Here is a 20,528-nt window from a genome sequence, read left to right as displayed (position 1 = left end):
CGGTCCCTATCCGGCGTAGGCGTAGGATATTTGAGAGGAGCTGACCTTAGTACGAGAGGACCGGGTTGGACGAACCTCTGGTGTATCGGTTGCATTACCAAGTGCATGGCCGAGTAGCCAAGTTTGGAAGGGATAAACGCTGAAGGCATCTAAGCGTGAAGCCCCCCTCAAGATAAGATATCCCATAGCACAAGCTAGTAAGACCCCTGAAAGACGATCAGGTTGATAGGACAGAGATGGAAGTGTGGTAACACATGCAGTTGACTGTTACTAATAGGTCGAGGGCTTAACCAAAAGAATGATCTGACAAAAATTCAATGTGTAGTTTTGAAGATATAAGAGAAGGAAAGCCATTAATCATTATGATTAATGGCTTTTTTGCTGTAGGAGGAGTGTTGTCCTCCGAAACTCTAATAACATATCGTTATCAAAGTGCATGTTATAAAATACTATGCTCTAAATAATTCTAAACTGTTCAACTAAATTTTACATAGGAACACTAGAATCATTTTGTTCTGCTAGAGAAATGAGAATTAATCATTGAATCATTTTGAAATCCAACAATTATTAAGATAGATGATATTTATGGAAATCAGACATTGATTATAGGATTGGTTCTGATAACTTCTGGGAAGGAACTGCATATGTAAGTAGTGCTCAGTTTCATGAAAATAATATGATAATTGATTCTGGAAGTGAATTAACCACTTGGGAGTTTGATTTCGTTGGTAACTTGATTCAACAGATGCAGATTGTAGATAACTACTGGAGTTATCGTACGTATAAATATGACTTTGTAGGTTATTGTTTAAGTAAAAATGCATTCGAAGGAATAACAGTACTTATAATTATAAATATAAAAAGAATGTGCAAGAGCACATTCTTTTTTGATTTAGATTTTAGTCTCACTTAAGGTAGATGAATGGTAAATCTTCTATAAAACTAAAAAGGCGACCATTTAAGGTCGCCTTCTTGCTACATACAGATACATGCTTATTAACGTATAATAATTTCGCCAAATACAGCTGAGTAATCTATATAAATGGTAGGTTTACCACTGTCATAAATTTGTTTCGTATTATTTCTCATTGATCCGAGGATCTGTGAACCTGATGTTTTGACATGTACATTAGAGGGAACTAATAATTGAACTTCTCCAAACACACTAGAACAGTGAATAACTACATCTTGTGTAATAATAGCACCTGATAAATCAACTTGCAGTTCACCAAAGACAGAACTTAAGGTTGCACCGTAGAAATTTTCTCTAGGTATAAATATCTTCCTTGATTGAAAGACGGTAGTATAGTTTGATGCATTTTTATCATAATGTATTTCAAAATCATGAAAATTCTTATTAATGGATGTACGGGCCATGTTCCTGAATATAATCCCCAGACCAATGATAATTAAAATAATAGGAATAATCAATTTACCTGTTAAAGCCGTATCGATTACATCTTGGCGCATTAACAGAAGTAATATACCAATTGTTAAGCCAATTACTGAACCAATGTGGATACCATCAGAGATAATGTGTATAAAACAAGGAATAATTATGAACAATGTCCACCAACCAGGGAAAAACAGTGTAAAATTCCATAGACTAAGCATATTACCTACAATTAGAATACCAATACATATAAAAAACAATCCCCAAAGGGATGAAGATAATCTCTTCCTCATACCAACAATCACGCCCCTTTCTAATAATAGAGTAACGTATTTTACAGTGATAAACAAGTTACATTTGTCATAATTTCTAGCCTTATTGTTGTCATGTATTTTCAAACATAATTCACACATTTTACAAGGATAATACACAAACGATAGGTATAATTACGCTATCAAAAATGTGCATAAAGGAGGAGTCCATTAATGAGTGGAACCGTAAAATACAAGAGAAGAGGTTTTTCAATAAAATATAAATTCGTTAGCTTGTGCCTAGTAATAATACTTACAATGATGTTGATCAATAATACAATAGCATTAAGTTATGCCAAAGACACATTAGAGGAGTCGATTCAAACGAATATGGTGAATCTAGCACAGTCTTATTCGGATGTTATAGATACGAAACTAACAAGAATTAATGAGTCATTAAGCATGTTATTAAGTTCTGATGCGATTGCTAGTTATATCTCGTCTAATCAAACAGATAATTCGCAGGAGGCAGAGAGCTTGGCAAATATGTTTATAAATGTTAATAGTACATATGAAAGTATCAGTTTTATCAATACGGAAGGAACTGTTTTATATAGTACAGATGAAACTGTGAAGGGAGAAAATATATCTTCTGAGAGTTATTATACTTCGCTAAATCAAAGAGGTAATTATTCATTAAGTGATGTTTATTTAAGCAAAAACACCAATGAATTATCCGTACGAATGTTGGTATCTATCCATGGTGGTGCAGGAAGTTTGATGGATGGCACCTTTGGAGGTCCACAGGCTAATGGACAAGCAGGTATTATGAAACCAGAGACTGAGGAAGCAAATAATACTCAAGAAGTAGGAAATACAATGGAGTCTGAGCGAGCGGATGAAGGCGCAATTATGATTGTAATACCAGTAAGTACTATAACAGCGGACAGCGAGAATATGTTAATAGACGGCGTAGATTCTAGTGAATTTAAATTAGTAGATTCTGAAAATTCGATTCTATATAGTAATGATACGGAGGAGATTGGGAGTGTAATCACCAATGAAAAGATAGTAGAACAATTATCATCTAACTCTTTACCACAAGAGGCTAGTCAAGAGACTATAGATCAACAAGATGGAGTTGTTAATGAGAAGGCGGTAAGTTATTTCAGATATAAAGAGAATGGGATTGTCAAGTTAGCATCTATTACGAAATTAGGAAATACGGATTGGTATATTATATTATCCGGAGATCAATCAGAATTGTTTTCCTCAATGAATTCCGTGATTAATAAGATTATACTTGCTTGTACAGCAACATCAATTCTGCTGATATCGGTAGCCTATATCTTAGCAAATCGTATTACAAAACCACTTAAGAAACTAACGGAATTAATTAATGATACAGCAGAACTAGATTTCCAAACGGATATAATCGAAGATGAATTGAATAAGATGAATAATCGAAAGGATGAGACTGGTGAAATTACAGGTTCCATTCAAAAGATGCGTAAAAAGTTACGAAATGTAGTGAATGAAATTCAACAAGTAACGAAGGAATTAAGTATTAATAATAATACATTAATTGATATAAGTAACAAGGTAACCAATCATGTAGAAAAAAGTGTTATAACTACAGATGCGTTATCGGAAGCGATGCAAGAAAATAGTGCTTCAACGGAGATGATTTATAAAAATATAAGTGAGATTGAACGAAACACAACTATAATACGAGACATGACGAACGATGGAGCAAAACTTTCTCTTACTCTTAAGGAGAAAGCGGAAAATATTCAAGATAAGACACAACAGTCTATAAATGAGATTACTAGTGTATACAAAGATATAAAAGAAAAAACTAGTATTGCAATGGAGCAATCCAAATCTGTAGAACAGATTAATGAGATGGCAAAAATTATTAAACATATTGCAAGCCAGACCAGTTTATTGGCGTTAAATGCTTCCATAGAAGCAGCTCGTGCAGGGGAATCTGGTAGAGGTTTTGCTGTAGTTGCAAGTGAAGTTGGTTCATTAGCAGAGCAGACAGCCGCTACGGTAACTAATATTAGTGCAATCATTCAGCAAACAAATATGGCAGTAGATAGTATGAAGAAGAGCCTTGAACAGACGAGAGAGTTTTTAGAGAATCGTGTGTTGTTAGATTATCAAGAATTCGGTAATATCAGTGAAAAGTATAATGAAGATTCTCTTGGCATGAATCAGAATATGATGGCTATATTAAATGAAGTAAAGGAACTAACAGAAAATATGAAGGAAATTCAAGTGTCCGTCTCTGACATAACAGAACGTATAGAGGATGCTACTATTAATATTAAAGATGTGGCATCACAGAATACAGACATTAATCAGTTAACCACCTATACATGTGAAGCGGTGTCTGAGAATAGGGATTTAGCAGAACAATTGAATTCCAGTATTTCTGAATTTAAACTGTAAACTAATTTTAATTACGTTGTTTGTAATCAATATACGTATTGTAGATTAATCCAAATAGTACTAGGATACCACCGATAACTTTACCAATGGATAGGGTATCATATCGTAACCAATCAATAATAATTCCAGTAAATATCTGACTGATGAATAATATTATAGTTAATTGGAAGGCAGATATTTTAGGGGTGATATAATTAGAAAGTAAGATAGAGAAAACTCCTACGATACCACCAAGATACATGAGATATCCGCTTATGTTATCTGGAAAAACCCACGATGGAGCAATTTCTTTTGAGATAAGTAGTACAATTAAAGAAACAATTCCACCTGTTAGATAATTATAGAAAGTACTAGCCCTATTACTGATGTGTTTACTTAGTTGAGCATTGGTAGTACGGCTAATAATAACAGTAATCCCACATGTTATAGCTGCAAAAAATGCCATTTATTTCTCCTTTCTTTATAAGAACATTGCAAAGATCCCTAGTAGGATGCTACCTAGTCCAATTAGCTTGTGCTTATTAAATGGGTGTTTGATACTCCCTAGAAAACCATAATGATCAATTATTAAGGAAGTAGTTGTTTGCGCAAATAAACTTATTCCTAATGTGATTGTAATACCTAGATACATTGTACTTAGATTATTGAATACCACTGTTAATACTCCAATGGTACCACCTAAATATAGATATAATGGAACCTTTTTATTTTCTTTTTTGAATTTATTTCTTTGTATGACATAAAACAGTGTAATTAGGGTAAGCCCTGATAGATGAATAAATACAGTAGCATGGTAATTCCCGATATGAGAAGCTAATTCACCATTCATCATAGTCATTGTGGTAATTAAAATGCCGTTAAGTACTGCTAATAGTTGTATCATAGTAGTTCCTTTCTTATATTTTTTATTTAAGACTATTACACATGACAAAGATTCTTGTAAGAGTCTATATAAATGATTTAGTACGATTATATGAATAATTCTTGCATAAGTATATGACATATGTCACACTATATATAGAAAATATTTCTTATGGTGTTATTAATTTGAATTAAGATAAGGACATTGGGTTAATTGAAGTGTTTTTTTATTGAAGTTTATTAAGGATTTGAGTAGTTGAAAGTTTCTAGACTAGGGAGGGGGAGGTTTATTACTTTGGAAATAAGTCATAGTGAGAAATTATACAAATTTTATCTAGATAAGTTTGAGTTCCAGAATATTCTAACACTTGAAAATCGGTATGAGATTCAATTATGTGAATTTCACGCAGGTGAATATGTTTGCCGTGCAGGTGATGAAGCAAATTTTATTTATTTCTTTTTAGAAGGACAGGCTAAAATTTATACAACGACAGAGTCAGGAAAATCATTATTATTTTCTTTCTACCAAGAATTTGAATTTGTTGGGGATGTTGAATTGATGATTGGTAAACCAATGGTTGCCAATGTGGAATGTATAACCAAAGTGCTTTGTTTCCGTATATCTACGGTAAGATATCGTAACTTATTATTACAAGATAATAAGTTATTACGTACAATTGCAACACAATTGGCCTCAAAGCTAAATAATATTTCAAATAATAGTACTAGAAACTTATTGTATCCTTTAGAGAATCGTTTAGCCGCATATATTATCTCTATGAGTACGGAGTTATATTTTAGTGAAAATCTAATTCAAACGGCTGAATTATTAGGCACAAGTTATCGCCATTTATTACGTTGTATTAAGAAATTCTGTGAGAATAAGTACATGGAAAAGCTAGGGAATGGTTATCATATTAATGATTATGACAAATTAGTTGCATTAGGTGAGAGTGTATATAAATAGATTTAAAAAAGTGATTAAAGTTTCCTATCTTTGTACAGTGGTTTACAATTATTGTTTCTTAGGTTTTTTTATTAGAAGTGACATAGCAACAGAAATATCTAGGATCTGTAGCTATGTCACCTTTTGTAGAATAGATAATGAATAAAAATAGAAAACAAAAAATAATGAATAAATTTTTAAAATAATATTGACAATTAACACAACTTAATGTATTATATAGAAGAACCGTTGATGAACGGACAACATAACTTAATACATAGGGGTATAGTTCAGCTGGTAGAATAACGGTCTCCAAAACCGCAGGTCGTGGGTTCAAATCCTACTGCCCCTGTCACAAACCTTGTAAATCAAGCATTTACAAGGTTTTATTTTATCTAAAAAACGAGCTTATGGCAAATGTTATGGCAAATGATTTTTATTTACCATAACTAGTATAATGCTCGTTCAAAAATATCTACGGTTTGTTTTTTCATTTTAGGAGTTACATGAGAATATGTATTCATTGTAATCCTTATATCAGTATGACCAAGTCTTTCTTGTACGTCTTTCATTATAGCTCCATTTTCTATTAATATCGTAGCATGGGTATGTCGTAACATATGAAAATTGAATTCAATATCAAGTGCTTTTTTGGTTTTCTTAACAAGGTACTTAACTGTTTGATTGGTGAATAATTCACCACCATCTTTTTTACAAACAAAGTCTATAGGAGTACTGGATTCTTTTTTATCAGTATCATCAATTAACTTAATGTGTTTTAGTCCATCAATTTCTTCAACATCATAATACGTATTTTTATAGAATTCTCCATAGTACATCTTTGATTCTAGTTGACGTTTCTTTTCACGTTTTAATATATCAAGCAATGTTTTACCAAAGTCTACAGTTCTAGGTTTCCCACCTTTTGTTTTACCAAGTTCCCATCGTTTTAATTCCGTGTTGTAAAACATAGATTTGTTAATACGTATAGTCATGTTAGTAAAGTCAATATCTTCCCATGATAATCCACATACTTCACCAGCACGTGCGCCAGTATGATAGGAGATAAGTAGAGCCATGTAATACATGGGTTCTGTATTTACTGATAAGATCTTTTGAAAAGTATCAGAATCTATAATTTTAATCTTACTGTCATCTTCAAAGTCAAGAAAAGTATCGAGGTTCCTATTAATCTTCTTTCTTTGAACATAGAGCATAGGATTATCTTTGATATACTTCTTAGGATATACAGCATATCGGAAAGCACCATTCAAAACAACCAAATGTGCTTTGAGTGTACTTGGAGCATATTTCTTTTGTTTTCCATCAAGATACTGTTGTAAATCATCGATTGTGACATCTTTTAATTTCTTATCTCCTAGGATAGGTTTAATGTGATTATTAATAGCATTAAGATAATCACACCGAGTACCATGACGAAGTACATCTTTTACACATTCGTCATACCAAATATCCAAAAGATTTGATACTGTCATATCAGTTGGTATAAATACTTTACCAGAACGTTCGGTTTCTGCTATTGACTGTAGCATGAGTGATCTAGTTTCAGCTTTATCGGTAGTTCCTTTTTTGCAGATTCGTACACCATTATACATGTAACGGTAATACCAATTGTTACCTTGTTTAAAGAGAGATCCTTTTGTAACCATAATTGTTCTCCTTTCATGTTTTTTTGCATAAAAATAGCGTGGTTGACTAAACCACACCAAAGATGATAAAATATTTTTGCAAGGTACTTTATCAGTTTTGGTCTGGTATAGTATGTAGTTTAGCCGTTCCTGTTGGCGCAGGGGCGGTTTTTTTGATAAAAGATTAAAAAGTTGTGTATATATTGACAATTCGTATATAAACTATTATTATATAAACAAGTCAATGAGAACATGTGTTCTTATGTTTGATTAAAAACATTTTGTGAAGTATAATAGTAGTGAAAGGTGGTGTGTTTATGAACAGGATTATTAGTAAGATAAAATATTATTCGGGTTTTATAGTACCCGTAATTATAGTAAGTTGTATTTTTTGTCTTGATAAATCTTTTGAAATAACTATAAATACAATTGAAAAGACAGATGATCTTGTGGGAATTATAACAAGTTTAATAGGTATTTTACTAACCGTTCTAACCATTTATCTTTCTTTTCCAAAAAGTGAAGACATTAAGAGAAGAATGAAAAATTCTGGGCATAATTATATCTTACTTTCCAATATAGCAATAGGTATAATAATACTTACACTTTCGCTACTTATATGGTTATTTACTTCTCATAATAATTGGGTAGTGTATTTATTTTGTGGAGGATTATCTAATACATTAATAACATTTTACTATATACTTGTTTTAAGTAAGTTCTCTTAGATGCTGGATAAGAAACTCTGCTAAACAGTTTTTAATATAATTTATATTTGTTACAGTATCATCAGAGATTTCTAGTGGTACTGTTTTTGTGTATATATTCTCAATAAAATCTAATGTTTCGTTTAATCCAAATTCATTTTTTCCAATCAATCGTAATTTTTCTAATTCGCCTTGAGTGTTTTGCTTTTTCCAAGACAATAATTTAGGTATTATTGTCTTGGGCTTTGCATTTTCTAGGCGTAATGCTATCTTTACCTTGGTCGATGTAAAGTCTGAATCGAGAGCATCATTTAATGGTGGGATATAATTTTTGGAATAAGATCTTCCTAATTCGTATTCTAACCAAGATAACTCAGATAAAGCTTGACCTCGTGCTGTCATATCTTCAATCATTTCAGGCAGGATTGTAATTTTAGAACAATTATTAGAACGTTCCCAAATAAGTTGGCATAGAGCCTCATGTATTTTAGTTATCTTTCTATTAGCAATTACAGCCATTCTATTTCTCAAAAAATCTACATAGAAAAATGTATAGCTTTCTAATTCGGATTCGTTTCCAATAGTTGTAAAAGGTTTTGTTTCTTTGGTTTTTTTATTTCTTTCCAGCATAAAATTTGTTGGTTTTATTATTTCTTTAACAGAACAAGTTCCAAATATTTTTGTTTTGTCATATTCTATTATATCAAAGAACAACTCTTTTTTTTCAAACTCCAGTGTGTAATAGTCTATGTTTGGAATAGCTGAATGAAAAATATCGTAGGTAAATTTATTTATATGTTCATTATTCATTCCATTTATTGTTATACATGGCTCTGGCTCAACGTAATAGAATTTTATTATCTTTGTTATACTCATTTTTTCCCTTTCTTTGTACTGATAAAAAGTATTCAAAAAAATTTATGTATTGAGCCTTAATTGAATTAAGGCTTTGTCAATTCCTGTACATCTTGCAAATTGGTCTATTGTAAATCCTTTGTATTCTTGTATCATATCATCAGTAATTAAGTAAAAGGCTGCAAATAAATTAGCTCTTTTTTCTATTTTAGAAGATAATAGTAAGGTTTTATTTCGAATAAAGTAACAGCTCGTCTTTTTGTCCAGTAAGGCATGACCAAGTTCATGAGCCATAACTAAGCGTAATTCGTTATTTTCTAATTTATTACTTAAGAATATATAACGATGATTCTTTAAAAACATATAATGTCCCTCATGTTTGCAATTCCCTATTTGATAAAGTATTCCTAAATGGTCAGCAAGTTCAAAAGGGTCAGAAGTTTGATAGAGTTTTTTATAATGTTCTACAAGATGTTTTATTCGCTCTATTTCCCCCATAAGTATACCTACCTTTTATATTTCTTTGGTGTGTACTTCTCTTTATTGATTAGTTTAAGCCTTCTTAGTGCAATCAGTAATTCATCTCGGAATAATTCTGCAGCTTCTGGATCAAGTTCTTCACCATTGTAACTTGCAGGTCCATCTTCACCTGATGAGAGTTTTTCCATGATTCGTTCTAGGTCTTTTGCTATATCTCTTTCGTCTTTTGGAGTAAGTTCTCTTTCGTTTTTATCTTGTTCTTTTCCTGTCATAAGGTAATCCACTGTAGTTCCTAAACAATCAGCTATTTTCTTTAATTTTTCGTTTTTAGGATTACTTCTTCCGTTCTTCCAATCAGAAAAAGTTGATTTTGTAATACCACTAATTCGCGCTACGTCCGAATCTTTCAACCCTTTTAAATCTCTTAGTTTACAATAGTTTTCATACATTATTATTACCTCATTCAAAAAAATTTTAAAATCCGTACAAAAAGTATTGACATGTTATGAAAACCGAACTATAATAGAAATGTAAAGTTCGGAAATCAGAACAAGCCATTTTGTTTATTATTATTAATTACCAAATATATTATAACTGATTTCCGAACTAATTGCAAGAAAAAGTTCGGAAAGGAGTGAAAGAAATATGTATAAAAAATATGTTGAGCTTCGAGATAAAGCAAAACTTACTGACTATGCAGTGAGTATGATGACTGGAATAACGAAGTCAACATTTACAGACTGGAAAAGTGGTAGGAGTAAGCCCAAAGTAGACAAACTAAAAAAAATAGCTGATTACTTTGGTGTAACAATTGAATATTTTTTAGAAGAATAGGAGGTAATCCATGATAAAAACAGAATTATGGAACGGTTATCAAAACCGTTTTGTTGAAAAAGATGGTGAGTGGTGGCAGTTGCAAAAGATGTGGCTATCAATTATAGAAGTTAGGTGGGCTTGGTATGAGTAAAGAATCTGAATTAAAAGTACTACATTTCGATTTAGAAAAGAAAGTATTTGAGGTTAATGGAGTACCGCTCCCAAATGATTGCGATAAATTAGATTTGTCATTTGAGAACGGTGAATGGGTATTAACATATAATGCAAGGATAACATTGAGCAGACGTTAGGGAATGAACTTTGATACGATGTCTATTACCTCGGTTAAATCATTTTTAAATCGGTTTTCCATGTATACTATTGCGTTATCATCGAGCTCAAATTCATCACCTATGTAAACGTGTAAATATTTTTTCTGACCTAATTCCATTTTAGTATCAGATATATCTGTATATTGCCACTTAGAAAGCACAATATCAGACTTGAAATATTCATTAGTGAATCTTTTTGAATCGCGTTTTGATATCCCATGATCTCGCCTAGTTAAGTATTCTTTGTATAGGCAGCAAATCATTTTATCAGCATCTCTGGTTAGTGGTGGCATTGTGTTACCTCCTGCTTGAAGTTCTAGTTGCTGCTGGAGTTTCTTTATAGCAGATTGATTAAGTTTAATTTTAACACTCGTCATAAACACTCCTTTTAAAAGTATTCCGTCTGGCACACGGTACTTACATTATAGGAGAAAATACAAAACATTACAAGAAAGGAAGATTATATGAATGAATTACAAACAGTGACAAATCAAACACCTATTGAAATCGCACTTGGGATTGATGAAGAAGGTATGACTACAGCAAAGAAGTTATATGCTTTTCTCAAATTAGATAAGAAGATAGTAATTAGTCGTGTCAATTCGGTTGATAAAGACCTTCAGAACTTCAAGCAGGATTTACCACTCTTAGGTTGTGATATGGATCGTATTACAACAGCAGTAAAGAAGATGGGGGTTAAGTGCCTTGGAGGTAAAGATAGTAACTCTTATAAAGATAATTCTATGCGTACAAAGGTTTACACGGATATTTATGAGCAATTAAAACGACAATTCGGTGTTAGCAGTTACAAATCATTAAAGCGTAACCAATGTGATATGGCACTTAAGATAATTGAACATTATGCGTTACCAATGATATTACAAGAAGAAATTCGAGATTGTAACGCACAGATGGCATTGCAATAAGGAGGGAATACATATGTCAGATGAATTACTTTTAACAAGTGAAGTTGCAAAGATATTAAAATGCAATCTTAATACAGTAAATGATTATATAAAAGCAGGATTACTGCCTAGATTAAAAATAGGACGTATTAGTAAATGTAGACGACTAGCAGTTGAAGAATTTATGAAGAAGTATGAGGGTTATGATCTTACTGATCCATACAATGTGAAACCAATAGAGGAGGCGAAATAGATGGAAAAAAGAACTTTGACAGATTACGTTTTTGATTACTATTTAAACGGTAGTACAGTTGTTATAGAGAATGGACAAGTAGTTGGATTTGAAACAGAAGAATAAAGGAGGGCCTATGAAACAGCCGAAGAAACCAACTCGTAGACAAAAGGAAATCATTAGAGACAACATGTTTGTTGTGAATAACTGGTTTGTTATTAGTGAAACTGATTTTTATTTACACATCATAAACAGAAATAATGGTAAGAAAAAAATGATTACAAAATATCCAACAAGGGAAAGGAAGACATGCAATGAGTAGACATGCAACCAAATAGAATGGAGTATCAGCATTGATACATAAGAAACCAGGAGCTGTATATATGAGAAAGGAGTACACATGCAAAGATTATATGCTTTAGATGCAGAAGCGGTAGACTGTGTAGAAAAGACTGCATTAGAAGAATTACGAAAGAATCCAAATGACTTATATGCAAAAGGAAAACTAGCAGGATTATTAGCCATTGGAGCAATAAAAGAATCCTCAGAAGCGGGAACTTCAAAGGATTCAAGCACTAAATAAAATTAACAACACTAATGTAACATATTGGGAGGTAGATGTCAATGTTGCAGATTGTATTTTGCAACGATGATACGTGCAAACACAATAAAAATGGTACATGTACAGCTAAAACACTGATACATGATGTACAAAGTATCGAGAGCAGGAACGAGATATTTGTAAAGTGTGTAACGTATGAAGATTTGAGGTGTGAAGATGATACCAGATAACCTTGATAGATTTGATCTATATGACAGAGAGAAAGAAAAAGACTTAGAGTATTACAACCGTTATGGCACAGATAGATGTCGATTAGGGCGAAAAGACGAGTATTTATTAGAAATGGAGGATAATGAATATGACATTATATGAATTAACAGGTGCAGCATTAGAACTTTATCAAATGATGCAAGATGGAGAAATAGAAGAAGATGTATTTAAAGATACTCTTGAAGCAGTGGAAGGTGAAATTGAATATAAGTGTGATAGTTATTGTAAGGTTATTTATTCGCTTAATGGTTACAGCGAATCGTTGCAAAAGGAAATAGAGAGATTAAAAGCAAGACAAGCTAGCATTGACAACAATGTTAAGAGAATGAAAGCAGTTATGCAAACCATGTTAGAAGCTACTGGTAATAGCAAGGTGAAAACAATCTTATTCACTGTATCGTTACGTAAGAATCCACCAAAATTAGTTGTAACTGGTGATGTACCGAAAGAATTTTTAATACCACAAGAACCTAAGGTAGATAACGCTGCAATTAAAAAATTACTTAAAACACAGGAGTTGGAATTTGCACACTTAGAGCAAACTCAATCATTATCAATTAGGTAGGTGATAACATGTTTAGACTTTTAAAGGCTAGCGAGATAGATGTTAGAATTGCGATGGTTAAAGAAAGTGGAGTTTCATTGCTCCTCTATAAAGATGCAAGATGCGATATGAATATACTTGATGAAACAGTAGGAGAAATGAACTGGATTAGATCGCATACTAGAGAAAATGCTAATTGTATTGTAAGCATATGGGACAAAGATAAGGGAGTTTGGGTGTCAAAAGAGGATACAGGCACAGAAAGTTTTACGGAGAAGGAAAAAGGGTTAGCAAGCGATAGCTTTAAAAGAGCCTGTTTTAATTGGGGAATCGGTAGAGAGCTTTATACAGCACCTTTTATCTGGATTAATAAAGATAAATGCACCATTAATGTATCTGAATATCAAGGGAAAAAGAAGTATACATGTTCTGATTCTTTTTACGTATCCCAAATATTTTATGATAGCGAAAGAAATATTGAAAAGCTTGCAATCAATAACACAAAAACAAGAAAAAATGTATTTGTTTATCCTAGTAAGTAGGTGGTTTCGTGTATCAACTTGCAAAATTAACAGGCTACCGAATAGATCAAGACGGTACCGAGCTGAGAATGTTTATACCTAATGTAAATCTTCAAGAACCAATTGAAGCAAAGAAGATGCGAAATGCAGGCGTTTGGCTAGACGATGGTAGGCATATAAGCGCAGAGCAGAGGAAGAAGGCTTATGCAACAATAGCTGACATATCTCTGTATACTGGTTATCTTCCAGAGGAAGCGAAAGAGTGGCTTAAGTATCTACATATTGCTAGAACTGGTTGTAATTACTTTTCACTTTCAACATGCTCCATGGACACAGCTAGAGAATTTATCAATACACTGATGGAATTTACTTTAGAGCATGGGGTTATCCTTGAAGATTTAGGAGTAAACAGAACCGATGATGTATCAAAATACTTATACTACTGCATTAAGCATCGTAAATGCGCTGTATGTGGTAGGGAAAATTCAGACATACACCATTGCGAAGGCTCAAGAGTAGGTATGGGAAACAACAGAAACAGGGTAGATAACAGCAATAGATTATTAATCAGCCTATGCAGAGAACATCATACAATTTGTCATAGTGATGAATTGAGGTTTTTTAAAGAAAATCATGTTTACGGAATCGTGTATAACGACGAAATAGACGCAGAAATTACTTAGTTAAAATCTTTGGACTTGTAGAATTACCCGCCTAAAAAATGATTTTACATGTTCACAGATACATATAAATGTAACTTATTAACCAATAATGCATAAGCATTAAGCACCTAAGGATTAATAAATATATCACAGAATATTACTCCTTATCCATGAGGGAGTGTGGCAACTCCCTCTAAACAAAAGAAGAACGGAGGAATCCGATGAGTATAAATAGTAAACAAAAAGGCAAAGCAGGAGAGTTAGAACTTGCCAAGGAGCTTGCAAAGTATGGATATGAAACAAGACGTTCGGTTCAGTATAACGGTAAAACAGAAGACAGTGAAGCAGATCTTGTGGGTTTACCTGGTATACATATCGAATGTAAAAGAGTTGAAAAACTTAACATTGATGATGCACTAGAACAGGCAGATAGAGACAACAAAGGCAAACGTGATTTACCATTCTATGAACGTGTATTACCTGTTGTTTTTCACAGGAAGAACCGTAAGAAGTGGAAAGTTACGATGTACATGGAAGATTTTATTGAATTATATAGGGAGTGGTCAAATGGCAGAGGTTAAGTGGATAAAATTAGCTACTCAAGTATTTGATAACCGAAAAATCAAACAAATCGAACGTATGCCAGATGGTGATAGCATAATTGTTGTATGGTTTAAATTATTATGTCTAGCAGGTACAGCAAATAAGAATGGAATGATCTATCTCACAGAAGAAATACCATATACAGAAGAAATGCTGATAACTGAATTTAATATGGAACAACGTGCTTCAACGTTAAGATTAGCATTAAGAACTTTCGAACAATTTGGAATGATAGAAATAATAGATAACGTCTTCTATATATCATCATGGGAAAAATATCAAAATGTTGAAGGTCTCGAAAAAATTAGAGAACAAACGAGAAAAAGAGTAGCAAAACATAGATATAATCAAAAGTTACTTGACTGTAACGTTACATGTAACGTTACCAGTAACGGTGATGTAACGCATGGTAACGCAACAGATAAAGATAAAGATAAAGATAAAGAAGAAGATAAAGATAAGAGAGAAAGAATAGATTATCAGCAAATAGCTGATATGTATAACAACACTTGCGTGTCGTTCCCTCGGCTTAAATCTTTATCAGATGCACGTAAAAAAGCTATAAAAGCACGATTAAAAACATATAGCTTAGCAAATATACAGACAGTATTTGAAAAAGCTGAACAATCTGATTTCTTAAAAGGTAAAAATACAAGGAATTGGAGTGCTAATTTCGATTGGATCCTAAAAGATGCGAATATGGCAAAAATTCTTGATGGAAATTATGACGATAGTAAGTCTATTTCAAACTTAAATCAGCAAGAAGATGCATTTAGTATGTTACAAAGAATGAAACAAGAGGGGGCATTTGATGAATAAACAAGAAACAACAGATGTAGTATCAATAATCATTGCTGCTTATCCTAATCATTATAAGTCAATAAATGCTAGTGTAATGCAAAATACAGTATTTATATGGCATGAGATTTTAAAAGAATATGATGTAAATGTTGTAAAGATGGCACTTAAAAGCTATATAGCTAATGATACAAAAGGGTTTCCACCTGCCCAAGGACAAATAATTGCTTACATACGAAGTATTCAAAAAGTAAGCAATAAAGAACAAGTAATGAATGGAATAGAAGCGTGGGGGCTTGTATTTAAAGCATTAGGAAACAGTTTGTATAACTCGGAAGAACAGTTTAATAAACTACCTGCATTGGTACAAAAAGCTGTTGGAAGTCCTGCAATACTAAAGGAGTGGGCTAGTTTAGGACTTGAAGAAATACAAACTGTTACACATTCAAATTTCTTAAGAATATATAACAGTGTTGTAAAAAGAGAAGAGGAATTAGATTGTATTCCTAGCGATATAAAGCAAGTTATTGGGTATAAGAAAACAGAGCAAGTGCTAATCGAAACAAAGAAAGAAGAGGCAAGAGAAACGTTTGAAAAATATGAGCTATCAAGTAGTGTGTCAGAAAGCTTGCAACAACTTAAGAGCGAATTAGGAAGGTGATGCAGTTGCTAGAAGAACACAAGTTACACGGTAATGAAGTGAAAATTAAGACCGAAAAAGAAAATATATAGATAGTTCACCTAGGACGGAATTTGAAGCGTGCTGATAGTTTAGTTAACTAAGGTACATTGAAAACTAAATATTGATAGTTGGTATGATTTATAGTATTCTTTTGTAAGACTATTATTACAATCTACAGTTTTATACATCCGCAACCGATAGTTGCGCGATATCTGGTAGTGGCAACCCAGTCATTTTTGCTATTATATAAAAAAACAGAAAGGGGAAAGTTTAATATGAGTATTTTTGTAACATTTTATGCCATTGTGATGGTTATTATCATGATTGCGTTTATTGGATTGTTCGTGCTTATTGTCCGTGCTCTTTTGAAATATATAAAATCAAAAGACGTTCGACAGGAAAAATCTGCGATGAGAAAATCTCTTGGAGAAGCGTTGAAGGAGCATCGTACCCGTAGTAAGATGACGCAAGAATTTGTGGCAGAAATGATTGGGGTGAGCAGACAGGCAGTGTCAAAATGGGAAAGCGGAACGTCTGACCCAAGCACATCTAATTTGTTTGCAATTGCAAAGTTATATGGTATATCTGTAGAAGAATTATTGAAAGAAGTGGAATAAGCTTAATTGATTGTGTGGAACGAATTAGCATAATCCGAAAGAAAAAAACAGAATATATATTTCAAAGCTACTAACTATCAATATGAGGTTAGTAGTTTTTTTGTATTAAAACTGATATTTGAATCTGTAAATTAAGATTTACAGAAGTAAGTACATTGATAATTGAAAATTGATAGTTAGTAAAAAATATGATATGCTTCCAATAAGGATTATTTATATTTTGCTTGGAAAGGTAAATTTGAATTTGTCGGTGGGTTGAATTTTGAAAGGAGTAATAGATTATGAAAATGCCAACAGAAAGTATTAATACTATAATGTTTGCCCCTTGCGGAATGAATTGTAAAGTTTGCTATAAACATTGCTACCACAAAAAGCCATGTGCAGGCTGTTTGAATAGCGATAAAGGAAAGCCAGAACATTGCCGTAAATGCAAGATAAAAGACTGTGTCAAAGACAAAGGATTGTCCTATTGCTTTGAGTGTTCAGACTATCCATGCAAGCTGATAAAAAGTCTTGAAAAAAGCTACAACAAGCGGTATCAAGCAAGTCTTATGGAAAATAGCGAGTTTGTGCAACAATATGGATTAGAAGCCTTTATGGAAAAACAGAAAGAGCGATATACTTGCTCAAAATGCGGTGGCATTATTTCCATTCACGATAGAGAATGTAGTGAGTGTCAAGAAAAAATGAGGGAGTAAACTTCCAGTTTGTCGGTGAGATTATGAGCATAATACGCAGAGAATAAATTGAATATGTATCTATTGACTATCAACTATCAATATTCAGTTGGTAGTTTTTTTGTACGGTAAACTAAAAATTTTCAAATTAAAACAAGAAAGGAGGTCGGAGCCTTGGCCAAGGTAATGATGCATCGGCTCCTTTCTAAGAAATGAGTAAACAAAAGATTTTTATAGATGGAATGAAAAGACGGTTTCCAGTAGGTACTATATTTAAGGTGAAAGAATATACCGTTATTGATTTTAGAAAGCGTTTTAATGGATATAGATATTACAAGATTTTAAGGCATTACCCATATTGTGTACACATGACAGAGGTTATGAAGAAAGAAACAAAAAATGGTGTTGGGTGGGTAGAAAAAGGAAGACATACAAATAATAGCCCGTCTTATGTTGATCTATACTTTTTACTAAAGAACGGTGTTAAGGTGAAAGAATAGCGTGAATAGAAGTGAGTATGAGGAGTGACGTTATTGTTATCCACAGAGAAATGATGAACTGTGGATAGAATGTGGATTAAATTGTACATAAGTAGTAGGAGATGATTTAATGACAACAGAAGAAAAGAAAGAGTACCTACAAGGGTATAGATGGATATATAGAAAGATATTGTCGTTACAGTATAAGAAAGCTAGCTTGATAGAGATCATGGAATCTGCAAAGGCAATTAAGTATAGTGATATGCCAAAAGTGCATAAGCATACAGATTTGAGTGACTACATAGTTAAGCTAGATGAACTGATTACAGAGATTAACTATAAGAAACAGGAACTTGAAGAGAAACGTTTAGAAATTGAAAGATGTATAGTTGGATTAGATGAGAAAGAAAAACAGGTAATTAGAAAGAGATACATTGAATTGAGAAAGTGGGGGGATATATCAAAAATAATGAGTTTAAACATAAGAACTGTACACAGGGTGCATGGAAGGGCATTAAATAAAATAGTTATAGTTATTCTATAAGTTATAGAATATATATAACATTGACATGTCATATTGCATGTATTATAATTTGTATATGGGGCAGTATAGTTAGACGTAACGAAAAGTGGAAATCCTGTCCATTTACTGCTCCGTTACTGTTTTAGGCTAATCCGAAAGGCGGGGTTATAATGTACGAAGTAAGAACAGAGAGAGGAATAACTTATTACACGTGTAAAAAATGTGGAAGAGAAAGAGGTCTACATAGGAAAATAGCAAAATATCTAGCTGAAGGATATTTATGTGAAAATTGCAAGGAAAAAGAAAAATATCTGGAACGCAAGAGGAAAGAGGCTTCGCCTAAAATTAATGTAGATGAAAAACAAAGTGAGTTATATGGAGACTTGTATGAACAAACATTAAAAGAAGCTAGGTTTGAAAGAGCAGTAAGCAGAATTGAAAAGCAAGTAAAATCAATAGATAAATACAAGAAGTCAATAAATACTGTTCATAAACTATTACATAGACCACAATGGTTCAGTAGTACAGAGGAAATCATGATGGCTATTCAATTGCTTAAAGATGGATATAAGATAATTCACCAACAGAAAATCGGCACATATAGAATAGATTTTGTAATACCTGATAAGAAAGTTATACTAGAAGTTGACGGCAGTATATATCACACAAACAAAGAAGCAGAAGCTAAAAGAGATTTTTTTATCAGAAAAAAGTTAGGATTTAATTGGAAAATACTTCATGTAAGCACTGATCAAATAAATAATAAATTGACTAGCATAAAACAAGTTATAGAAGAATCTTCTAAATTATTTGCTTAACATTTTATAATTATAATATAGCAAGTATATAAAAAACATGTTATTGGTTTATGCTGGGTGATACTTCATTTGACATTGAATCTCCTACCATTACTAGCGTGTTAAGAGTGGGTGCAATTCCCACTCGATGGTTTCAAGTTCACGATAATATACTCTAAATCGTATCTGGCAAGTATACCAGAATTACAATACTCCCCTATACCCTTATATAAATAGCATGTACACAACCGCCTTGTGTATGTGCTTTTTTGTTGACATTTGACGTAATAAGGGATATTATGGATATGTAGTGAGCTATTTTCAACTAGAACTTGCGTTCGTATTCAAATATTGATATACTAAGAGAGGGGGAAAGATATGCGCCAGGTTATTATGATAGGTGGTATACATGGTGTCGGAAAAAGTTATTTATGTAAAAAGTTAAAAGATTTACATATATGTGGTGTATATTCTGCTAGTAATTTAATGAGGGACTACGTGGGGCAAAAAGTAGATGAAAGTAAGCAAGTAAAAAACATAGAGGAAAATCAAAACATTTTAATAAATGCAATTGATGAATATGTAAAAAATGAGAGATTAATAATATTAGATGGACATTTTTGTTTAATGAATCAACAAAAAGAAATAATTGAGATACCGCTAGATACATTTAGTAAACTAAATATTAAAGCTATAGTGGTTCTAATTGATGATGAAAATAATATTATTAAAAGAATATCTGAAAGAGACCGTATAAATTATTCTTTTGATTATATAGAGAATTTTCAAAGAAAAGAAGTTGAACATGCTATTAAAATAGCAGAGAAACTAAAAGCTGAATTTCTTTTATTTAATATTAATGACGATATTAAAAAAATAGTAAATTTAATTCAGCAAATAAGTTGAGGA

General features: G+C 32.3%; 33 protein-coding genes, 1 tRNA gene and 1 rRNA gene. 27 read left to right on the top strand and 8 right to left on the bottom strand.

Annotated features, from left to right (window positions below; all coding sequences use genetic code 11):
* Window positions 1–294: ribosomal RNA gene (locus BUB90_RS20340) — 23S ribosomal RNA — on the top strand; the annotation flags it as partial.
* A gap of 382 nt (window positions 295–676) precedes the next feature.
* The gene (locus BUB90_RS20335; RefSeq protein ID WP_073290898.1) at window positions 677–913 is read left to right on the top strand and encodes a hypothetical protein; all 237 of its coding nucleotides are present in this window, start codon (window positions 677–679) and stop codon (window positions 911–913) included.
* Window positions 914–996: 83 nt separating this feature from the next.
* Here BUB90_RS20335 and BUB90_RS20330 read toward each other — a convergent pair whose 3' ends face one another.
* Window positions 997–1,686: a LiaF transmembrane domain-containing protein gene (locus BUB90_RS20330; RefSeq protein WP_073290895.1), complete on the bottom strand. Its 690-nt coding sequence runs from the start codon at window positions 1,684–1,686 to the stop codon at window positions 997–999.
* A gap of 192 nt (window positions 1,687–1,878) precedes the next feature.
* Here BUB90_RS20330 and BUB90_RS20325 point away from each other — a divergent pair, with 192 nt between their 5' ends.
* The gene (locus BUB90_RS20325; RefSeq protein ID WP_073290892.1) at window positions 1,879–4,101 is read left to right on the top strand and encodes a methyl-accepting chemotaxis protein; all 2,223 of its coding nucleotides are present in this window, start codon (window positions 1,879–1,881) and stop codon (window positions 4,099–4,101) included.
* A 7-nt stretch (window positions 4,102–4,108) separates the two neighbouring features.
* Here the strand turns inward: BUB90_RS20325 and BUB90_RS20320 are convergent, their stop codons facing one another.
* Window positions 4,109–4,546, bottom strand: a complete 438-nt coding sequence (locus BUB90_RS20320; RefSeq protein WP_073290889.1) for a DMT family transporter — start codon at window positions 4,544–4,546, stop codon at window positions 4,109–4,111.
* A 15-nt stretch (window positions 4,547–4,561) separates the two neighbouring features.
* Entirely contained in the window at window positions 4,562–4,984 is a 423-nt protein-coding gene (locus tag BUB90_RS20315) for a DMT family transporter (RefSeq protein ID WP_073290887.1), read from the bottom strand.
* 273 nt (window positions 4,985–5,257) lie between these two features.
* Here BUB90_RS20315 and BUB90_RS20310 point away from each other — a divergent pair, with 273 nt between their 5' ends.
* Window positions 5,258–5,929: a cyclic nucleotide-binding domain-containing protein gene (locus BUB90_RS20310; protein ID WP_073290885.1), complete on the top strand. Its 672-nt coding sequence runs from the start codon at window positions 5,258–5,260 to the stop codon at window positions 5,927–5,929.
* Window positions 5,930–6,187: 258 nt separating this feature from the next.
* Window positions 6,188–6,260 (top strand) — tRNA-Trp (locus BUB90_RS20305).
* Window positions 6,261–6,357: 97 nt separating this feature from the next.
* On the opposite strand, the gene BUB90_RS20300 is transcribed toward BUB90_RS20305, so the two are convergent.
* Complete coding sequence (locus BUB90_RS20300; RefSeq protein ID WP_073290882.1) at window positions 6,358–7,578, bottom strand: tyrosine-type recombinase/integrase; 1,221 nt, start codon at window positions 7,576–7,578, stop codon at window positions 6,358–6,360.
* Between the two features lie 296 nt (window positions 7,579–7,874).
* On the opposite strand from BUB90_RS20300, the gene BUB90_RS20295 reads away from it, so the two are divergent.
* The gene (locus BUB90_RS20295; protein ID WP_073290879.1) at window positions 7,875–8,285 is read left to right on the top strand and encodes a hypothetical protein; all 411 of its coding nucleotides are present in this window, start codon (window positions 7,875–7,877) and stop codon (window positions 8,283–8,285) included.
* On the opposite strand, the gene BUB90_RS20290 is transcribed toward BUB90_RS20295, so the two are convergent.
* From BUB90_RS20290 to BUB90_RS20280, 3 genes are read right to left on the bottom strand one after another with little or no spacing between them, the layout of a single operon-like run.
* Window positions 8,268–9,140, bottom strand: a complete 873-nt coding sequence (locus BUB90_RS20290; protein ID WP_073290876.1) for a hypothetical protein — start codon at window positions 9,138–9,140, stop codon at window positions 8,268–8,270. The two genes, BUB90_RS20295 and BUB90_RS20290, sit on opposite strands and share 18 nt — an antisense overlap.
* A gap of 42 nt (window positions 9,141–9,182) precedes the next feature.
* The gene (locus BUB90_RS20285; protein ID WP_073290874.1) at window positions 9,183–9,617 is read right to left on the bottom strand and encodes an ImmA/IrrE family metallo-endopeptidase; all 435 of its coding nucleotides are present in this window, start codon (window positions 9,615–9,617) and stop codon (window positions 9,183–9,185) included.
* An 8-nt stretch (window positions 9,618–9,625) separates the two neighbouring features.
* Complete coding sequence (locus tag BUB90_RS20280; protein ID WP_073290872.1) at window positions 9,626–10,048, bottom strand: helix-turn-helix domain-containing protein; 423 nt, start codon at window positions 10,046–10,048, stop codon at window positions 9,626–9,628.
* Window positions 10,049–10,244: 196 nt separating this feature from the next.
* On the opposite strand from BUB90_RS20280, the gene BUB90_RS20275 reads away from it, so the two are divergent.
* The 3 genes from BUB90_RS20275 to BUB90_RS23685 are packed head-to-tail and all read left to right on the top strand — an operon-like array spanning window position 10,245 to window position 10,726.
* Complete coding sequence (locus BUB90_RS20275; protein WP_073290869.1) at window positions 10,245–10,433, top strand: helix-turn-helix domain-containing protein; 189 nt, start codon at window positions 10,245–10,247, stop codon at window positions 10,431–10,433.
* 10 nt (window positions 10,434–10,443) lie between these two features.
* Window positions 10,444–10,566 carry a hypothetical protein gene (locus tag BUB90_RS24160; RefSeq protein ID WP_278277315.1) on the top strand — a complete coding sequence of 41 codons (123 nt, stop codon included), beginning with the start codon at window positions 10,444–10,446 and terminating at the stop codon, window positions 10,564–10,566.
* Window positions 10,559–10,726: a hypothetical protein gene (locus BUB90_RS23685; RefSeq protein ID WP_170865549.1), complete on the top strand. Its 168-nt coding sequence runs from the start codon at window positions 10,559–10,561 to the stop codon at window positions 10,724–10,726. Before BUB90_RS24160 ends, BUB90_RS23685 begins: the two co-directional genes overlap by 8 nt.
* Here BUB90_RS23685 and BUB90_RS20270 read toward each other — a convergent pair.
* Complete coding sequence (locus BUB90_RS20270; protein ID WP_084139399.1) at window positions 10,723–11,124, bottom strand: hypothetical protein; 402 nt, start codon at window positions 11,122–11,124, stop codon at window positions 10,723–10,725. The two genes, BUB90_RS23685 and BUB90_RS20270, sit on opposite strands and share 4 nt — an antisense overlap.
* An 87-nt stretch (window positions 11,125–11,211) precedes the next feature.
* On the opposite strand from BUB90_RS20270, the gene BUB90_RS20265 reads away from it, so the two are divergent.
* The 18 genes from BUB90_RS20265 to BUB90_RS20190 all read left to right on the top strand — a co-directional run bounded on the left by BUB90_RS20265 (window position 11,212) and on the right by BUB90_RS20190 (window position 20,525).
* Window positions 11,212–11,673, top strand: coding sequence for an ORF6C domain-containing protein (locus BUB90_RS20265; protein WP_073290866.1), 462 nt, complete (start codon window positions 11,212–11,214; stop codon window positions 11,671–11,673).
* A gap of 13 nt (window positions 11,674–11,686) precedes the next feature.
* Window positions 11,687–11,905, top strand: coding sequence for a helix-turn-helix domain-containing protein (locus BUB90_RS20260; RefSeq protein WP_073290863.1), 219 nt, complete (start codon window positions 11,687–11,689; stop codon window positions 11,903–11,905).
* Window positions 11,906–12,020: 115 nt separating this feature from the next.
* The gene (locus BUB90_RS20255; RefSeq protein ID WP_073290861.1) at window positions 12,021–12,206 is read left to right on the top strand and encodes a DUF6906 family protein; all 186 of its coding nucleotides are present in this window, start codon (window positions 12,021–12,023) and stop codon (window positions 12,204–12,206) included.
* Between the two features lie 78 nt (window positions 12,207–12,284).
* Entirely contained in the window at window positions 12,285–12,467 is a 183-nt protein-coding gene (locus BUB90_RS20250; RefSeq protein ID WP_073290859.1) for a hypothetical protein, read from the top strand.
* A gap of 41 nt (window positions 12,468–12,508) precedes the next feature.
* Window positions 12,509–12,676 carry a hypothetical protein gene (locus BUB90_RS23680; RefSeq protein WP_170865548.1) on the top strand — a complete coding sequence of 56 codons (168 nt, stop codon included), beginning with the start codon at window positions 12,509–12,511 and terminating at the stop codon, window positions 12,674–12,676.
* Entirely contained in the window at window positions 12,663–12,818 is a 156-nt protein-coding gene (locus tag BUB90_RS23675) for a hypothetical protein (RefSeq protein WP_170865547.1), read from the top strand. The genes BUB90_RS23680 and BUB90_RS23675 overlap by 14 nt, the downstream gene beginning before the upstream one ends.
* Complete coding sequence (locus BUB90_RS20245) at window positions 12,805–13,281, top strand: siphovirus Gp157 family protein (protein WP_073290857.1); 477 nt, start codon at window positions 12,805–12,807, stop codon at window positions 13,279–13,281. The genes BUB90_RS23675 and BUB90_RS20245 overlap by 14 nt, the downstream gene beginning before the upstream one ends.
* Before the next feature lie 8 nt (window positions 13,282–13,289).
* On the top strand, window positions 13,290–13,802 hold the full coding sequence (locus BUB90_RS20240) for a hypothetical protein (RefSeq protein WP_073290855.1): 513 nt from the start codon (window positions 13,290–13,292) through the stop codon (window positions 13,800–13,802).
* An 8-nt stretch (window positions 13,803–13,810) separates the two neighbouring features.
* On the top strand, window positions 13,811–14,464 hold the full coding sequence (locus BUB90_RS20235; protein ID WP_073290853.1) for a putative HNHc nuclease: 654 nt from the start codon (window positions 13,811–13,813) through the stop codon (window positions 14,462–14,464).
* Between the two features lie 200 nt (window positions 14,465–14,664).
* The gene (locus tag BUB90_RS20230; RefSeq protein WP_170865546.1) at window positions 14,665–15,024 is read left to right on the top strand and encodes a putative PDDEXK endonuclease; all 360 of its coding nucleotides are present in this window, start codon (window positions 14,665–14,667) and stop codon (window positions 15,022–15,024) included.
* On the top strand, window positions 15,011–15,865 hold the full coding sequence (locus BUB90_RS20225; protein ID WP_073290851.1) for a phage replisome organizer N-terminal domain-containing protein: 855 nt from the start codon (window positions 15,011–15,013) through the stop codon (window positions 15,863–15,865). The genes BUB90_RS20230 and BUB90_RS20225 overlap by 14 nt, the downstream gene beginning before the upstream one ends.
* A complete protein-coding gene (locus BUB90_RS20220; RefSeq protein ID WP_073290849.1) occupies window positions 15,858–16,505 on the top strand; it encodes a replicative helicase loader/inhibitor in 648 nt (215 codons plus the stop codon). The genes BUB90_RS20225 and BUB90_RS20220 overlap by 8 nt, the downstream gene beginning before the upstream one ends.
* Before the next feature lie 296 nt (window positions 16,506–16,801).
* Window positions 16,802–17,143, top strand: a complete 342-nt coding sequence (locus BUB90_RS20215; protein ID WP_073290847.1) for a helix-turn-helix transcriptional regulator — start codon at window positions 16,802–16,804, stop codon at window positions 17,141–17,143.
* 281 nt (window positions 17,144–17,424) lie between these two features.
* Complete coding sequence (locus BUB90_RS20210; protein WP_073290845.1) at window positions 17,425–17,841, top strand: DUF3795 domain-containing protein; 417 nt, start codon at window positions 17,425–17,427, stop codon at window positions 17,839–17,841.
* A gap of 221 nt (window positions 17,842–18,062) precedes the next feature.
* Window positions 18,063–18,320, top strand: coding sequence for a hypothetical protein (locus tag BUB90_RS20205; protein WP_139241823.1), 258 nt, complete (start codon window positions 18,063–18,065; stop codon window positions 18,318–18,320).
* A gap of 109 nt (window positions 18,321–18,429) precedes the next feature.
* Window positions 18,430–18,843: a sigma factor-like helix-turn-helix DNA-binding protein gene (locus BUB90_RS20200; RefSeq protein ID WP_073290840.1), complete on the top strand. Its 414-nt coding sequence runs from the start codon at window positions 18,430–18,432 to the stop codon at window positions 18,841–18,843.
* A gap of 149 nt (window positions 18,844–18,992) precedes the next feature.
* Window positions 18,993–19,640 (top strand): endonuclease domain-containing protein, encoded by a 648-nt coding sequence (locus BUB90_RS20195; RefSeq protein ID WP_084139397.1) that lies wholly within the window; start codon window positions 18,993–18,995, stop codon window positions 19,638–19,640.
* Window positions 19,641–19,997: 357 nt separating this feature from the next.
* Entirely contained in the window at window positions 19,998–20,525 is a 528-nt protein-coding gene (locus tag BUB90_RS20190) for an ATP-binding protein (protein WP_073290838.1), read from the top strand.
* The last annotated feature ends 3 nt before the right edge of the window (window positions 20,526–20,528 follow it).

This window comes from Anaerosporobacter mobilis DSM 15930 (assembly GCF_900142955.1).
In the GTDB taxonomy this organism is placed as follows: domain Bacteria; phylum Bacillota; class Clostridia; order Lachnospirales; family Lachnospiraceae; genus Anaerosporobacter; species Anaerosporobacter mobilis.
This window is presented reverse-complemented; position numbering and strand designations above follow the sequence as displayed.

Excerpts from the sequence above, each read along its gene's own strand:
- BUB90_RS20335 (WP_073290898.1), top strand. The coding sequence starts at position 677 with ATGATAATTGATTCTGGAAGTGAATTAACCACTTGGGAGTTTGATTTC.
- BUB90_RS20330 (WP_073290895.1), bottom strand. The coding sequence starts at position 1,686 with ATGAGGAAGAGATTATCTTCATCCCTTTGGGGATTGTTTTTTATATGT.
- BUB90_RS20325 (WP_073290892.1), top strand. The coding sequence starts at position 1,879 with ATGAGTGGAACCGTAAAATACAAGAGAAGAGGTTTTTCAATAAAATAT.
- BUB90_RS20320 (WP_073290889.1), bottom strand. The coding sequence starts at position 4,546 with ATGGCATTTTTTGCAGCTATAACATGTGGGATTACTGTTATTATTAGC.
- BUB90_RS20315 (WP_073290887.1), bottom strand. The coding sequence starts at position 4,984 with ATGATACAACTATTAGCAGTACTTAACGGCATTTTAATTACCACAATG.
- BUB90_RS20300 (WP_073290882.1), bottom strand. The coding sequence starts at position 7,578 with ATGGTTACAAAAGGATCTCTCTTTAAACAAGGTAACAATTGGTATTAC.
- BUB90_RS20295 (WP_073290879.1), top strand. The coding sequence starts at position 7,875 with ATGAACAGGATTATTAGTAAGATAAAATATTATTCGGGTTTTATAGTA.
- BUB90_RS20290 (WP_073290876.1), bottom strand. The coding sequence starts at position 9,140 with ATGAGTATAACAAAGATAATAAAATTCTATTACGTTGAGCCAGAGCCA.
- BUB90_RS20285 (WP_073290874.1), bottom strand. The coding sequence starts at position 9,617 with ATGGGGGAAATAGAGCGAATAAAACATCTTGTAGAACATTATAAAAAA.
- BUB90_RS20280 (WP_073290872.1), bottom strand. The coding sequence starts at position 10,048 with ATGTATGAAAACTATTGTAAACTAAGAGATTTAAAAGGGTTGAAAGAT.
- BUB90_RS20275 (WP_073290869.1), top strand. The coding sequence starts at position 10,245 with ATGTATAAAAAATATGTTGAGCTTCGAGATAAAGCAAAACTTACTGAC.
- BUB90_RS24160 (WP_278277315.1), top strand. The coding sequence starts at position 10,444 with ATGATAAAAACAGAATTATGGAACGGTTATCAAAACCGTTTTGTTGAA.
- BUB90_RS23685 (WP_170865549.1), top strand. The coding sequence starts at position 10,559 with ATGAGTAAAGAATCTGAATTAAAAGTACTACATTTCGATTTAGAAAAG.
- BUB90_RS20270 (WP_084139399.1), bottom strand. The coding sequence starts at position 11,124 with ATGACGAGTGTTAAAATTAAACTTAATCAATCTGCTATAAAGAAACTC.
- BUB90_RS20265 (WP_073290866.1), top strand. The coding sequence starts at position 11,212 with ATGAATGAATTACAAACAGTGACAAATCAAACACCTATTGAAATCGCA.
- BUB90_RS20260 (WP_073290863.1), top strand. The coding sequence starts at position 11,687 with ATGTCAGATGAATTACTTTTAACAAGTGAAGTTGCAAAGATATTAAAA.
- BUB90_RS20255 (WP_073290861.1), top strand. The coding sequence starts at position 12,021 with ATGAAACAGCCGAAGAAACCAACTCGTAGACAAAAGGAAATCATTAGA.
- BUB90_RS20250 (WP_073290859.1), top strand. The coding sequence starts at position 12,285 with ATGCAAAGATTATATGCTTTAGATGCAGAAGCGGTAGACTGTGTAGAA.
- BUB90_RS23680 (WP_170865548.1), top strand. The coding sequence starts at position 12,509 with ATGTTGCAGATTGTATTTTGCAACGATGATACGTGCAAACACAATAAA.
- BUB90_RS23675 (WP_170865547.1), top strand. The coding sequence starts at position 12,663 with ATGATACCAGATAACCTTGATAGATTTGATCTATATGACAGAGAGAAA.
- BUB90_RS20245 (WP_073290857.1), top strand. The coding sequence starts at position 12,805 with ATGACATTATATGAATTAACAGGTGCAGCATTAGAACTTTATCAAATG.
- BUB90_RS20240 (WP_073290855.1), top strand. The coding sequence starts at position 13,290 with ATGTTTAGACTTTTAAAGGCTAGCGAGATAGATGTTAGAATTGCGATG.
- BUB90_RS20230 (WP_170865546.1), top strand. The coding sequence starts at position 14,665 with ATGAGTATAAATAGTAAACAAAAAGGCAAAGCAGGAGAGTTAGAACTT.
- BUB90_RS20225 (WP_073290851.1), top strand. The coding sequence starts at position 15,011 with ATGGCAGAGGTTAAGTGGATAAAATTAGCTACTCAAGTATTTGATAAC.
- BUB90_RS20220 (WP_073290849.1), top strand. The coding sequence starts at position 15,858 with ATGAATAAACAAGAAACAACAGATGTAGTATCAATAATCATTGCTGCT.
- BUB90_RS20215 (WP_073290847.1), top strand. The coding sequence starts at position 16,802 with ATGAGTATTTTTGTAACATTTTATGCCATTGTGATGGTTATTATCATG.
- BUB90_RS20210 (WP_073290845.1), top strand. The coding sequence starts at position 17,425 with ATGAAAATGCCAACAGAAAGTATTAATACTATAATGTTTGCCCCTTGC.
- BUB90_RS20205 (WP_139241823.1), top strand. The coding sequence starts at position 18,063 with ATGAAAAGACGGTTTCCAGTAGGTACTATATTTAAGGTGAAAGAATAT.
- BUB90_RS20200 (WP_073290840.1), top strand. The coding sequence starts at position 18,430 with ATGACAACAGAAGAAAAGAAAGAGTACCTACAAGGGTATAGATGGATA.
- BUB90_RS20195 (WP_084139397.1), top strand. The coding sequence starts at position 18,993 with ATGTACGAAGTAAGAACAGAGAGAGGAATAACTTATTACACGTGTAAA.
- BUB90_RS20190 (WP_073290838.1), top strand. The coding sequence starts at position 19,998 with ATGCGCCAGGTTATTATGATAGGTGGTATACATGGTGTCGGAAAAAGT.